10 protein-coding genes and 1 pseudogene are annotated in these 14,156 nt (G+C 49.2%); 4 read left to right on the top strand and 7 right to left on the bottom strand.

All coding sequences use genetic code 11. The features are described 5' to 3' along the window. Positions 1–75 precede the first annotated feature (75 nt). Positions 76–573 carry a RadC family protein gene (gene radC / locus QOM10_RS03805; RefSeq protein ID WP_316917615.1) on the top strand — a complete coding sequence of 166 codons (498 nt, stop codon included), beginning with the start codon at positions 76–78 and terminating at the stop codon, positions 571–573. A gap of 170 nt (positions 574–743) precedes the next feature. Here radC and QOM10_RS03800 read toward each other — a convergent pair whose 3' ends face one another. From QOM10_RS03800 to mads1, 5 genes are read right to left on the bottom strand one after another with little or no spacing between them, the layout of a single operon-like run. Continuing rightward, complete coding sequence (locus QOM10_RS03800; protein ID WP_316917614.1) at positions 744–3,764, bottom strand: type III restriction-modification system endonuclease; 3,021 nt, start codon at positions 3,762–3,764, stop codon at positions 744–746. A 12-nt stretch (positions 3,765–3,776) separates the two neighbouring features. Continuing rightward, positions 3,777–5,873: a site-specific DNA-methyltransferase gene (locus QOM10_RS03795; protein WP_316917613.1), complete on the bottom strand. Its 2,097-nt coding sequence runs from the start codon at positions 5,871–5,873 to the stop codon at positions 3,777–3,779. Continuing rightward, positions 5,873–6,652 carry a DUF4391 domain-containing protein gene (locus QOM10_RS03790; protein ID WP_316917612.1) on the bottom strand — a complete coding sequence of 260 codons (780 nt, stop codon included), beginning with the start codon at positions 6,650–6,652 and terminating at the stop codon, positions 5,873–5,875. Before QOM10_RS03790 ends, QOM10_RS03795 begins: the two co-directional genes overlap by 1 nt. Positions 6,653–6,666: 14 nt before the next feature. Continuing rightward, positions 6,667–9,870, bottom strand: coding sequence for a helicase-related protein (locus QOM10_RS03785; protein ID WP_316917611.1), 3,204 nt, complete (start codon positions 9,868–9,870; stop codon positions 6,667–6,669). Between the two features lie 23 nt (positions 9,871–9,893). Next, on the bottom strand, positions 9,894–10,076 hold the full coding sequence (mads1, locus tag QOM10_RS03780; RefSeq protein WP_316917610.1) for a methylation-associated defense system helix-turn-helix domain-containing protein MAD1: 183 nt from the start codon (positions 10,074–10,076) through the stop codon (positions 9,894–9,896). A gap of 407 nt (positions 10,077–10,483) precedes the next feature. Between mads1 and QOM10_RS03775 the strand changes: the two are divergent. Beyond that, a pseudogene (locus QOM10_RS03775) lies at positions 10,484–10,579 on the top strand (JAB domain-containing protein); the annotation flags it as partial. A gap of 99 nt (positions 10,580–10,678) precedes the next feature. Here QOM10_RS03775 and QOM10_RS03770 read toward each other — a convergent pair. Beyond that, positions 10,679–11,335 carry an inovirus Gp2 family protein gene (locus QOM10_RS03770; RefSeq protein ID WP_316917609.1) on the bottom strand — a complete coding sequence of 219 codons (657 nt, stop codon included), beginning with the start codon at positions 11,333–11,335 and terminating at the stop codon, positions 10,679–10,681. Positions 11,336–11,693: 358 nt separating this feature from the next. Continuing rightward, positions 11,694–11,894: an AlpA family transcriptional regulator gene (locus tag QOM10_RS03765; RefSeq protein ID WP_316917608.1), complete on the bottom strand. Its 201-nt coding sequence runs from the start codon at positions 11,892–11,894 to the stop codon at positions 11,694–11,696. 310 nt (positions 11,895–12,204) lie between these two features. On the opposite strand from QOM10_RS03765, the gene QOM10_RS03760 reads away from it, so the two are divergent. Both QOM10_RS03760 and QOM10_RS03755 read left to right on the top strand, forming a co-directional pair. After that, on the top strand, positions 12,205–13,056 hold the full coding sequence (locus tag QOM10_RS03760; RefSeq protein WP_316917607.1) for a hypothetical protein: 852 nt from the start codon (positions 12,205–12,207) through the stop codon (positions 13,054–13,056). Between the two features lie 431 nt (positions 13,057–13,487). Continuing rightward, positions 13,488–14,150 carry an ATP-binding protein gene (locus QOM10_RS03755; protein ID WP_316917606.1) on the top strand — a complete coding sequence of 221 codons (663 nt, stop codon included), beginning with the start codon at positions 13,488–13,490 and terminating at the stop codon, positions 14,148–14,150. Positions 14,151–14,156 lie beyond the last annotated feature (6 nt).

Here is a 14,156-nt window from a genome sequence, read left to right as displayed (position 1 = left end):
AATCCGCACCTTCATTACTACAAGTTTTTTATACGTGCTGATTCACTCCATGCACCTGCAACCAGGAGCTTATTAATGAAATACCATAAACTCAGGGCCGGAGAAAAATCCGGTACTTACGTCATGGATTCACCAGTTACCGAAGCTGATATTCTGCAGATGGCTCAACAACTCGCTATGAGTCGTCTTTCTAAAGGCCGAGCGTTGACTGAACCCAGACACGTATTTGGTCATCTTCAAACACTACTGCAATACCATGACTACGAAGTCTTTGCTTTGCTACTGCTCGATACCCAGCACCGAGTAATTGCCTTTAGGGAGCTTTTTCGAGGCACCCTGGACAGCGCCAGCGTGTACCCAAGAGAGGTTGTCAAGACGGCCTTAGAGCACAACGCAGCAGCCGTAATATTGATCCACAACCATCCCTCAGGAAATCCAGAACCCAGCCGGGCAGACCGCGAGCTGACCATCAAGTTAAAAGATGCCCTCAATATGGTTGGCACACGGACGCTGGATCATATCGTCGTGGCCTGTGAGGGCTGTGTATCACTGGCAGAGTTGGGTTACCTGTAGCCTGCCTCATCCGCATGAAATGGTTTGCCTCGGGTGAATCAGGGGCAAACCTCCAATGGGGACTTTTCGCAGGTAGATCAGTCAACCGCAAGTGGTTCAGAAAAACACCTCAATCGAAATGCTTCGATTGAGGTGTTTGCATGAGCAATTTCAGTAGGCTTTTCTGAAGATTAGTCCTGATTGATGTGCGACATCATGCCATTGACATCGACCGCACGTATGTACCGTGCCGGATTGTCGTCATTAGCGACTTCCTCAAAGTGTTTTTCACCACAGAGGATTTTTGCACCTTCAACGTGTCGCAAATCGCCCCACCAAGTGCTTCCTTTTGTTTCCACCACGAAGTACAGTTTTTCCTTGCCTTCATCATCTACGACCACCGCCCAGTCCGGGTTATAGGTGCCCAGGGGTGTTGGGACTTTGAACCAGGACGGCAGCTTCGCGTACACCTTTACGGCTTCGTTAGTTTCCAGATCTTTAGCAAAATTTTGCTCCACGCCCGCCGAGTCATAGACGACATGCGTATAGACTGATTTCTGCGTTTCGAGGGTGTTTTTCAAATAGCCCTTCAGTTCTTCCTGCTGGAAGAGCTCCTGCGCGTAGAAGTGCTCGTCACCGATTCTGCTGTACTTAATACCATCGACCAAAGCCAACCGCTTGGTGCGGTTGATAGCTTCAGCCGCTAAGTCGATAAACTGCTGCGGATTGCGGGCAAAATCTTGGAGACGACGGCTCTCGGTGAGGATTTTAACGATGCTGCTACGGGTCAGCTGCGTCTTGTCCTGCAAATCCGTGATGATGTCAGGGAGCTCGATGTCATCCTCATGGATCGTTGTAAAAAGGGACTCAGAAGTTTTTTCCGCCGTCACGCCACCTTTACCGATAGCAATGTCGGCTTTCCGAAATTGCGCTCTGGTTTTCGTGATTGGCGGGCAATCCAGAATAGCTTTGGCACAATTGGCAATGAGCTTGTCGTTGTCGAAATCAACCCGGTAGGTTGTCTTGTACTTGATACGCTCCCAGAGGGCTTTGAATTCTTCGCTCTGAAGAACGGCCTCGCGGGTGCGGATGATCCGCCGGTCATCCGCATTCTTGATATCGAGCTTGCCAGCAAGCTTTTTGAGAATGCCCTGGATGTCCACTTCGGCTACATCAGCTTTGCTGCCCAGCTCAGTTTTGATCTCTTCCGGCAGCTTGAAACTGCCATCTTTCAGAGCAGTACGAAGGCTGTCCTGGACTTTGCCCTTGGCGTCCACAAAACCTTCGGATTTCAGGAATTTCCAGATTTTATCGGATTGCTCTACGCCAAGCGGCGCGGCCTCGCCCTGTTCATTGACGATTAACACCGTCGCGAACTGGTGAGACTCAACGATGCCGAAACGAATGCCGGTATCTTCCTCAATTTCTTTTTGAAGATTTTCGGCAAACTCTTCATAGCTCTCGGTGGCAATGACCGTCAGCGTGTTGATGTCAGACCCGCGTAAGCGCTGCCCCTCTTGATTGACGCAAAGACGCAAGCCACGCCCGATGGTCTGGCGACGCTCTCGCTCTGATCCCATATCGCGCAATGCGCAAATCTGGAAGACGTTCGGATTATCCCAGCCTTCTTTCAGTGCAGAGTGGGAGAAAATGAATTTGAGCTTTGTATCAAAGCTCAGCAATTTCTCCTTTTCCCGCATAATCAGGTTATAAGCGCGCTCGGAGTTGTCGCGGCCAGCCTGGTTAGTTTCCGCTGTATCGACGAGTCTTTCCGTCTTATCAATGGAAAAATAGCCGTTATGAACTTCGGAGGCGTTTGTTTCCAGGTCAATTTCATTGAAGAGGCTTTGGTAGTCGCTGGACTTGGCGAGTTTGGTATATTCCTCTTCAAACATCGTGGCATATTTGCCTTTGACCGCATTGCCACCTGCGTCGTACTGGCGATAATGCTCAACACTATCGATAAAGAAAAGGCTTAAGACCTTGATAGGCTGCTTGTTGGCAGCAAAGGTTTTCTCTTTATCGAGATGCTCTTTGATCGTCCGGCGGATCATCAAGCGCTTGATTTCATCAGGGCTAACGCCGCCAATGGCCTCGCCGGGGCGCAACGTCTCGTCGATTCCCGGCCCCTTGATCTGAATGGATTCGTTGTTCTTGCCGCAAGTGATTGTGCCGATCTGCATGTTTTCGTAAATGGCACGATTAGCGATTTGCTCCAGATCGTCGCCATCTTCAACCGTCAGTGTCTCGCGCTTGATGTTCTTTCCACGCTGCACATCGATCTCGATTTTTGCGGTGATCGAGCCTTTACGGTTGTGAGTGGATTCAAGCTTTATATAAGGCTTGTTGTTACCGCCCTCGATCTGGAGGGAAGCAACCTCGATCTGTTTGACCAAGCCTTGGTCATAGGCGTCAACTGCATTAAGTCGATAAACCATGTGGTGCCTATCGACGTGTGTCGCTGAATAACGCAGGGTACAGAGCGGGTTCATGGCATCCAGAGCCTTTTTGCCCTGTCCTTGCAGACCGCCATCCACGCTTTGTGGCTCGTCCACGATAATGATCGGGCTGGTAGCCTTTATCAGGTCGATAGGTTTTTCGCCGCCCGTCTTTTCATTCTCCTTATAAAGATTGTTGACGTCTTTTTTGTTGATAGCGCCAACAGTCGTCACCATGATCTGAATATTGGAGCTGGTGGCAAAACTGCGCACTTGTCCAGGATTGGCTGAGTCGTAGAGAAAGTACTCGTAGCCTTTCGCTTTAGGGTACAGGTTCTCGAAATGGTCACGGGTAATTTCAAGCGTCTTCTTCGTGCCTTCTTTAATGGCAACAGAAGGCACGACAATTACGAATTTTGTAAATCCGTAATTCTTATTCAGCTCAAATATCGTGCGCAGATAGACATAGGTTTTACCTGTACCCGTTTCCATTTCCACCGTAAAGTCGCCGCTAGCGAGGTTTCCAGCAGGTCGTAGACCATTGTCGAGCTGGATAGCATGCAAGTTGTCGAGAATTTCCTCATCAACCAGTTGCAGGCGGTTACCAATACCAAGTTCATTTTCCGCCAGATCAAGTGAAGCCTGCGGCCCGACTTTAGGACGATAGGTTACGGTGAACTCGGAGCGCGAGATTTCCTGCCCTTTAAAAAGGCTGACGACAGACTCAATCGCAGCCCTCTGAAAGTCAAGATTGTCCTCAAAATGCAGCTTCATCAGTGACACTCCTTACAAGCTGCGAACATGGGTGATGCCGTTCTGTTCCAGAATGGCTGCCATGTTGGTCTTTGCTATGTCATCACTGAATGCACTGTCACGGAAAAAGACATGCGTATCTGAGGAAGGGCTAAGCTCGTGATACCAGCTAAGAACCCCTTGGGCGATAGATTCAACATCTGCGTGGACGATAGAATCATCCAGGCACGCAAACAATACACCGAAACCAATGCTGTAAATATTTTTCCCAGATATATTCCTGCTTTCGATAGGCACAGCGAGGTCGATGCCCCGCTTGATTAGAAGTTCATAGAGAACATCCTGTTCGGAGCGATCTTCGACCAAATGCTCTTGATGAGATAGCAATGTCTGCTCAAGATCGCGCTTATCTGGGTTCCAAACCTTAATGTTTGATGAAGCCAAGCTAAAAAACTTAAACCCGGCGTCGAATTGTTTGCCGTCGCTTTGACTCTTAATTTGCTTAGCAGCTCTTCTCAATCGCTCGCGAGATAACGCAGCAATATTGCGAGGAATATTATTCTCCTCACAGAATTTTGCAGATACCTTTTGCTCTTTATTTGAAGAATCAAGAGGCTCTGGAAGTTGAACAAGAATGAATCGTCTTGCACCTTCGTCTTCAGAGTTAAGGCGCATTACTGCTTCACCGGTTGTACCGCTGCCAGCAAAAAAGTCCATGATTATAGCGTTCGGGTCGTCGGACGTAGTGTAGCGCACCAGCCGGGCAATCTCATCGACGTCTTTTGGGTTATTAAATACTTTTTTCCCGAAAAGATTCCTTAAGTATTTAACAGAAACTTGCGACTGCTTGTAGAAGTAACTGCTGCGTACTTGCGTAGCAAACTCTTCGTCGTCTTCGGAATCGCTACCATCGTCAACTTCGCTGTCTTCCAGCGTATCAAGTTCTTGTTGGATTGGGCGGATGTGCGCTTTTCGGAATGGTGGCTCTGTATGGTCTGCACGAAACTCAACGAGACCTAAGCTAATATGGCGCTGCATCTCTTCAGGAGTAGAGTAGATCCAGCCACGCTCAGGTACCTTACAAGGCAGATGTGTCTGCGGATGAGGGACATCGTAACGAGGACCGCCGCCGCCTGGCCACGAAATATCACGGTCGCGCCAAGGGCCATTAGCATCAATTCGTTTGTAACGACTCCACTTTTTAGCAGGATGGCTTTTGGGCAGTGAAGAATACCAAGCCTGCAAATCAATTTCTATTGAAGAGTCATTTTTCCCATGAGTTTTACGCAAAGACAAGTACTGTTCCCAAATATCACGAGCTCCCGGTTTTTCCTCCCGCCACATCGTTTTATTTTCACGCAAATGCGATTGGGACTTTGCGTAAACCACTACATACTCATGGCCATTAGAAAAGAATTTCGCATCATTTTTGCGACCCTTCTCCCATATCAAACATGAAAGGAAATTCTCTTCCCCAAAAATTTCGTCCATTAACCGTCGTAGATTTACAATCTCGTGCTCGTCAATGCTTACGAGAATCACACCATCCTTGGAAAGCAAGTTTCTTGCGAGATGAATCCGTGGATACATCATGCTTAGCCAGTTAGTGTGAAACCTTCCTGAGCTTTCTGTGTTACTGGAGAACTTCACCCCCTCTTCATTCACCTGACCGCTGTATTTAAGGTATGTATCAAGGTTGTCCTGATAATTATCAGGATAAACAAATTCTTTACCGGTATTATAAGGAGGATCAATGTAAATAAGTTTTACTTTACCTGCATAGCTTTTCTGGAGAAGCTTCAAAACTTCAAGATTATCGCCTTCGATAAACAGATTTTGAGTTGCATCCCAATCGACACTTTCTTCCACACAAGGCAGTAGGGTCCCAGTCGAGGGGGTCAATGCGATCTGGCGCGCCTTCTTTTTTCCATGCCAGTTCAGACCGTATTTTTCTTCGCCTTCGTCGATAACTCCGGCATCACCCAGAAGTTGACGCAGCGTTTCAAAGTTGATCCCACCTTCCCCGAACGCCTCAGGAAATATGCTTTTGAGCTGCTCAACATTCTCATTGACGATGTTCGCAGTTCCACCGTCCTGTAGCGTAACTAAATTAATAGCGGGCTTGTTCATTAAATGCTCTCTCTAATTTTTTCAATTACGTCATTGATCTGTTTAATCTTGGTATTCAGTTCAACCTGCCGCCCCATCTGCTTTTCTTTCTTCAGCTTATTGGCGATCTCTGTCTTTTGCAGGGTGAGCTTTTCAAGTTCACGGAGCCGATCTAATCGGCCCTCGCGTGGTTTCGTGCCTTCGCCTTCTGCTGCCTCCCGCTCATAACGTCCGCTATGAGCAGCGCAACTAATAGCTATGACACGTTCAGTCAGGCTTTTATAGAAACTAAAGAAATTGGCGAAGGAAAAGCTGTTGATATTGCAGTCTTCCAGAAAAGCAGCCTGCGCAAGCGTTGGTGCGGTCAGGTCTATCCAATCTGTGAAGAGAATATCCTCTACGACCCATTTTTCCTTATCCGCCTGATTGATGCGCTTGTCAGAGACGCTGAGGCAGACCTGGTTTTCCTGGGAAAACAGCAGGATCAGCGGGTACGGAATTGACCGTTGCATAAAAGTCGCGATGCGCTTCAGCCGCTTGGCGGATGTGAGCTCTACCTGGAGAACCGCGATTTCAGAGAAGTCGCGCTCGCTATCAACATAGGCAGCGACGTTGATCGTGGAAGGCTTCAGGGTATACAGCCAGCGTATCTTATCAACATCGTCTTTCAGGGCCGTTTTATCGGCGATGTCCAGCACCCCGTTTTCAAGAAAGTGCTTCTTGAAAACGGGCTTGTTCAATTCACAGGATCTGGGAATTGAAAGATGGTCAATGAAGGCTTCCAGTGTACCTGGCGTCATAGCATTTCCCTGCCCTACGGAGCGTCCGTGATGATGAGGTAGGTTACAACGGCGAAATCCTCAATGCCCTGACTGCTGGTCGCAGTCAGCACTGTGCCTCCTCTGGTGAAGAGGCTCTGTACGCCTTTCTCTTCGCTCTTGCCTGCAATGCTGTCCACCGCGACGGCCAGCAGCTGCTGGAACTGTTCCATGTCGGAACCATTCCTTGTGCGGTCGTTTACCTGCCCGGCAGCCTCTCTATCAATGGATGTTGCCGAGAGGCCATGTTTTTTCAGAAGGTCGAGCACCTTCTTGCTTTGGGTGAAGTTGAGTTCGACGACCGCTTCATCCGTGACGTAAACCAGGAAATACGGCGCGAGGGGATAGTTCTCATCCACCTGGACAGAACGATGATCATTCCTAATGCTCTTCAAGCAGAAGATGACGCCGGGCTTGAGGCCATCGGCCTTGAGGTCAGCATCAATGGTGACAGCGGCATAAAGGCCGTTTGGAGCCTGCGCCAGCAGGTGCAAACCTTTCTTCATGTAGCCTGAAAGATCCATCCGGAAGTCGTTCAGGGTTAAGTCCGTGATAGAGACACCACCAGCCATGTCTTCAAGATCGACCACAGCATCTTTGAGCTGCTGAAGCTGTGTGCGTCGATATTCGAGATCGTTCATTTCCTGGGCATTGGCGTCGATGACGTTTTCCTCGCCTGTGGCCGATACGTCCAGAAGCATCATGCGACCCGCCACCCTGGCTTCAAGGTTGATGTACTCGTCCAGCTCCATATTCGGCCAGAAGTTTATGAGCTGGATTTTCGTGTTTTTCGAGCCCAGACGGTCAACACGGCCAAAGCGTTGAATGATCCGTACGGGGTTCCAGTGAATGTCATAGTTGACGAGAGTGTCGCAGTCTTGAAGGTTCTGTCCCTCGCTGATGCAGTCGGTGGCAATCAGCAGGTCGATCTCAGCCTTCGCGTCGGGGTCGATCTTTCCGCGCTCCTTCGACACAGGAGAGAAAGCCGTCAGAAGATTGTTCAGATCCGAGCCTGCACCGGCCAAGGTCGTTTTGTTGGTGCCACCGCCGGTAATGAGTGCGCTGTGGATTCCAAGCTCGTCCCGAGCCCAATCGACAAGATGGGCATAGAGATACTTCGCGGTATCGGCGAAGGCCGTGAAGACGATGACCTTCTTGTTTCCGGGGTTGAGTGGCTCCCGGACTTTTTTGGCGATGACCTCTTTTAGCTTTTCGAGCTTGGCATCGCGCTGTACGTCCACGGTTTGCGCGGATTCGACGATAGAGGTCAGGAAGACCCTATCCGCCTCCAACTCTTGCCTGAACCGGATGAGATCCATGTCCTGGAGCAGGACGCGGGTTTTGTTGCCAATCATAAAAGGCTCAAGCTCGGGCGAGTCCATTTCAAAGTCCTGAATATCCTCGATATTCAGGGCTTCGATGTCGCCGCTTTCGTGGGCGTCAATCTTCTCTAGCAACACTTCGACCTGCGACAGGAGCTTCTGCGAGGTCAGCGTGAAGGAGTTGATCGAGCTTTCCATGCGCTTGAGCAGATTCACCCGCATCAGGTGGATCAGGCTCTCTTCTCGGTCAACCTGTTTGAAGACGCTCTTGCCGTCGCCAACGGCGTTGTCATAGCGCCGGGCATACTCATCCTTCTTATCCGTCCGGACGAATTTCATGGGCGAGTATCCCGCCAGTGAGAGCCTGCGGATCGTCTTATTCACTTCCTTCAGCGGCGGAAATTTGTGGGTAGAATCGAGATCGGAATAGATGTTCTGTGGTGGCAGTCGCACAGGAAACTCGCCGATATCTGCCGTGCCGTAGTATTTCTGAATATGCTTGCGAGAGCGCGCGATGGTGACGATGTCGAGCAGCTTGAAATAGTCGAAGCTCATCATATCTAGCAAGGAAGCCACACTACGGTTTTCAGGCGGTTGCTTGACCCATTGATTGAACTGCTTCTGGGCCAGGCGCAGCGTGGTTTCCACATTCTTGATGCCAACATCGCTAAAGGCGTCGTCGCTCCCCTCAGTGATGAAGGCGACCTGATTTTTCAGGTCGTTCATGCGGTTGTTCACCGGCGTTGCGGAGAGCATCAGCACCTTCGTTTTCACGCCCGACTGGATGATGTCCTCCATCAGGCGGCGATAACGGTTTTTGGTGCCTTTCGTGGGATTGTTGTTGCGAAAATTGTGCGACTCATCGATGACGATAAGGTCGTAATTTCCCCAGTTCAGGGTTTCGAGATTGATCTCGCCCGAACTGCCTTTCGTGCGTGACAGGTCAGTATGGTTCAGGACGTCATAGTTGAAGCGGTCTTGCGCAAGTAGGTTACGCTTGTCGTTGACGGTGTAGATCGTCCAGTTATCCCGGAGCTTCTTCGGGCAGAGCACCAGCACGCGATCATTGCGCAGCTCGTAGTATTTGATGACGGCCAACGCTTCAAAGGTCTTACCCAGACCGACGCTGTCGGCGATGATGCAGCCGTTGTGCTTTTCGAGCTTGTCGATAGCGCCCAGTACACCGTCCTTCTGGAACTTGTAAAGCTTGTTCCAGACAAGGGTGTCCTTGAACCCTGTCTTTGTCTTAATGATGCTGTCTTCGTCGATGTCATCGAGGAAGTCTTTAAAAATGTTGTAGAGCGTCAGGAAATAAATGAAGTCGCCCGGCTGGTCGGCGGCAATGAACTCCAGTTTCTCAAGGAGCTCGTCCTTGATGTCTCGGGCTTCAGGGGCATCTGCCCAGACAGAGTTAAACCAGGACAGTAGCTGCTTGGTCGTTTCTGGCTCGTTGATACCGGTATTCATCAGCGGGGTATCGGACTGCACCTCTCCCAGCCCGGCGGGGGTGAAAGCAGAGCTGCCGTGAACGGCAAAACTGCCCTGGCTGCCGTCTTCAACAAGGAACATATTCTGGGCCGCGTTGGCTGACCGTACCTCGGCCTTGCTGGCGAGCCATTTGGCGCATTCCCTGGCGATGCGCTTCTGGTCGAGCTGGTTCACGAGTCGCAGGTCGGCATCCGACCCGATGAGCGCCTGGAGAGGTGAGTTCTCCCAGGCGGACAGCAGCAGCCTTGCGCCGTCGATGCGGGAAAGCTCCTTCCTGAGTGCTGAGAAGCCATAGATGGTGAACAGGCCTGAAAGTACGGATAGCTTCGATCCTGCGGCCAGGTGTTCCCGCAGCGTGTTCCCTACATGGCCGTTATTTCTGTTGTCCAATAACAAAGCTTGTCCACCCCAACTCAAGTGCGATTTTTGGTTGTTTGCTGGTCGATCCAATCTTCGATGGCGACCTTTCGGAACCGCCAACTGCCCCCAACCTTGAAGCCAGGAATTTTTCCTTCAGCAGCAAGGCGGTAGGCCGTCTTTTCCGCGAGCTTGAGGTACTCGGCCACTTCCTTAAGGGTCATCATCTCTTCAGGCATCTCATGTACCCCAGTCTTGAAGAGTGAGAGAATAGGGGAAAATTGGGGGGGCAGCCAACTAAGAATATCTAGCTCTTAAGCTAGGCTTTACAGCCTACTGAACCCAAATCCATGACTGTCATCCCCATAGACTTTGGTTGAGCCTTGCATAGACTGAAAGAACGTACCCTGTCCTTCCAGCTCACCAGCAATCAGGAAATAGGACGGGTTCTGGGGAATCTCGACCAAGCCTTTGACTGCCTCTACAGGTAATCCCAAGGTGCTGGCCCATGCCCCCTCAGCCGATTGAACATGTTGTCCCTGCCAGTCTCGAACTTACCCAAGGCTGTGAAAGCGTCTTCGAACGCATGACCCCCGTCAGCGGCTGAGACACCACGTCTTTGCGCTACTACTGCTCGGTGGAGATCAAGAATGCCCTCAGCATGATTGGTACCCAAACGTTGGATCACATCGTTGTAGGTCATGAAGGCTGCGTATCGCTGGCTGAACGAGGTTACCTTTAACTCCAATGTTCACACCATCCGATGGACCGCCCTTGGCGTTGCCAGGGTGGTCATCGGCACGGTGCCCTTTTATTTTTTTGTCGTGATTCAGCGTTGTGCTCAGCTTCTACTGCATCCGAAACCATGGGAACCATCCCCAAAAACCTTCGTGCTCGACTTACAGAGATAGCTCGCACGATGGAAAAAGGTTGCCTGTCCGGCTATCTCGTCGCGATACAAGTGATAGTAAGGATTTTGTGGAATCTCGACCAACCCCCTGACAGCCTCTACTGACAACCCTAAAGCACTTGCCCACGCTCCTTCCAAGCGATTAAACATGTTGTCTCTGCCTGATTCGAGCTTACCCAACGCATTGAAGGCATCGTAGTTCAGAAATATCGCAAAGTGATGATGTGGTCGACCGTGCTGCCCTTGCTCCCTAGCCCAGACGTAACGCACCTTGGTGTCGTGTGCGTACTTATTCACAAGTTTCGCCATTTGGCGATTGTGCTTGATCTTGGCTTTAAAGGATTCGATGAAACGGTCAACAACTTCGTTCGTAAAAGCGTAATCGGGCAATTGAATGTCAGCTGGTAGCCGTAGGTCAAACCTGAATGCAAATACACGAGAGTACTGATTAAGCGCTCGAGACACCGTCTGATGAAGACGGTTTAGATACTCTTGAATGAACGGCCCCTTATCAACTTGTACGGCCCAGCCTTGATAAGTATCTTCACAATGAAGGGTTAAGTTCGTGTTGCCTGGATGTCTAACCATGATGGAGCTCCGAGTATTGAGTTTCATATAGTCAGAACCCCGAGTACATTTTTACCTCACACATGAGAATGCGGAGCAATGTAGTGCTCCGCTGAGAGAGATTACCTTCCGTCCAACACACCCCTCATACCTAACACTAAAGACAAGCCACATTCATAACTGAGATGCTGTATAAGCATAGTACCAATACCGAAACACTCTGACGACACAACCCGAGATAAAACACCCACAAACCCTGTTTAAACACAACATTACAGAGACCACAACAACTCTGGAAAAACACCATGAAGGAACTTCTCCTTCATGGTGTAACTAGAGCCGAACCAATCAAAATTTCAAAACCAAACGCAGCAGTACCTCAAGCACCCTTCTTCACCAACTGATCCCGCTCTTTAATTTTAATTAGTATCCAATCGTGAACTTCACTTTCCAGCCAACCTACGCAACGGTCTCCCAAGGAAATAGGCTTTGGGAACAAGTCCACCGAAACAAATTTGTATATCGTAGATCTAGCAAGACCAGTGAGATCCATGACCTCTTTCAACCGAATTATCCTCATGAACGTAGCTCCTGTATTCGTCCAGAGGATTGGCAAGCCCGGTAAAAATTAACGTGTTAACGACTCTACCGCTCATCCAAGAGGAGCCTGGCGACGTACCGCGGCAGTCCAGCGCACAAAGCAAACGCAAAATTTTCCTGTAAAACGAGGCGAACTCATCTCGCCATATCGCTGCCTCAACCGTACTATCTCTCGAGTAAACACTGAGGAAAGCAGAGAATACATCTACTAGAGTTTATCTTGAATGACACATGGATAATGATAGAATACATCTAGTTTTTTACTTAAATTTCGATAAAAGGACCCTACAGTGGCACTACAAATCGGAGACGATTTTTCCCAGATTCTTGGCGAGACGGAATACAACGAACGCCACGACATATGGCTGTGGTACACACTTTCATTCTACGAAACCACATTTAATCCAAATGACTACTTCGATACTGGCATGAGAGACAAAATGGCCAGATATTTAAAGACCAGACCATGGAGAGTCGACGAATTACTGAAAGAAAGACGCAAGCAACTCGTCCACAAAAAAGATATTGAATGGATAACAGAAGACCGTCGCGCAACAGAGTGGGCGACAAGAGAAATTCAAATCTCAACCGAACACAGCCAACTCAATTACTACTTTGATCTCTCTGGGAAAGACCTCCCTATAGCGATCCTCGATGTATGGCAAAAAGATATAACTCAGAAAACAACATTACTAAGACATCTTGAACAAAGATGGAAAAGCCACAAAACAAACGACAAAATGTATGCCTGGTTTAAAGGTGACGACCAGAAAAGCCAATTCGCTTGGGACTGGCTAACAAAAAACTTCTTCGTCACCACACTTGGATCCACACCATTCGAAAAATTCGAAGACCTTTTGATTTTTTTTGACAAAGCAAACTACTCACAAGAACAAAAAGAGCTTTATATAGGAAAAATCAAAAAAGGATGGACTCAAAGAAAATACAGAGAAAATCTACAAGGAAAGGCTCAGTACAACTTCGTCCTTTCAGACAAGGCAATTGCAAGCCTCGAAAAACTGGCAACTCAATATGAAATTAGCCGAGCAAGGCTCTTAGAGATATTGATAGAAATGGAAGCAGAAAAGAATGACCACATACCTGAAAAAATTAGAACATTACAATTGCTTAAAACCCCATAAATCAAAATAGCGCCAAAGCCAATCAAACTCGCCATCGACTGGGGAGGCTCCACCTTAGAAGCGGTAGTTTAGATAGAGCTTTTCGATTTACCACTTAGTAATTTTTCAGAAAAATGTAGTAAGACGCATTACTAGCGACAACAACTTTTTTGATCTAGCTTTGCGGAAGCGGTCTAAGTATATATAGATCATGACGAGCTTCTTCTGATTGAGAGCAGGTAGAACTATTCAACAGTGATCGCTCCATGATTACTAGATTAAGGCCATATGTAATTCCCGGCCCCCCCCCTTCTCACTAGACACGAAACTTGAAGGGGAGAACAGGAGCCACTCTGTCAAGATTAGGACGGCTTTTTCAACCCCTCCAAGATGCTGCGCTGAGAGCAGGTCAACAGGTAGACTAGCGTTTTAAGCGTCGGCTGGAGTTTCCCATGGGCACGCAGGAAAACATGTTGAGTGCCGGAAGAAATTCGCTACGGCTTTCCCGGTTGCGGCTGCGTGATTTCCGCTGCTTTGAATCGATCGATATCGACTTCCACCCGCAGTTGACAGTGCTGGTTGCGGCCAATGGTACGGGTAAAACGTCCATTCTCGACGCCATTGCCATCGCCTTCGGTCCGTATGTAGGTGCGTTTGACGAGGCTGTGGGCAAGCATTTTGAGCCGAGTGATATTCGCCAGTTTCGAGCCAGGCAAACCGCTACAAACGAAATGGAATACGCCCCCCAGGGGGCTAGGCTCGAAGCTACTGGCTTTATTCCCGGCAGCCTGCTCGATCAGCTGTCCGATGATAAGTTGCCTACCATTTGGCGTCGTCATCTTGCCAGCACGACAAAGACAAAGACCTCGGTCAAAGACGCGAAGGAATTGGTGAGCTACGGCAAGCGCATGCAAGAAGCCTCGCGGACAACGAACATGGAGGTCGTATTGCCACTGATCGCGGACAACGAACATGGAGGTCGTATTGCCACTGATCGCGTACTACGGCACTGGACGTCTTTGGCAGCAAAAAAAACTGACAGATGCGAAGAACATCCAACGCACCTCAAGAACCGTCGGCTACACCGACTGCCTCGATCCGGCCTCCAGCTATAAATCGTT

The sequence above is a fragment of the Pseudomonas sp. P108 genome (assembly GCF_032613195.1).
Lineage (GTDB): Bacteria > Pseudomonadota > Gammaproteobacteria > Pseudomonadales > Pseudomonadaceae > Aquipseudomonas.
This window is presented reverse-complemented; position numbering and strand designations above follow the sequence as displayed.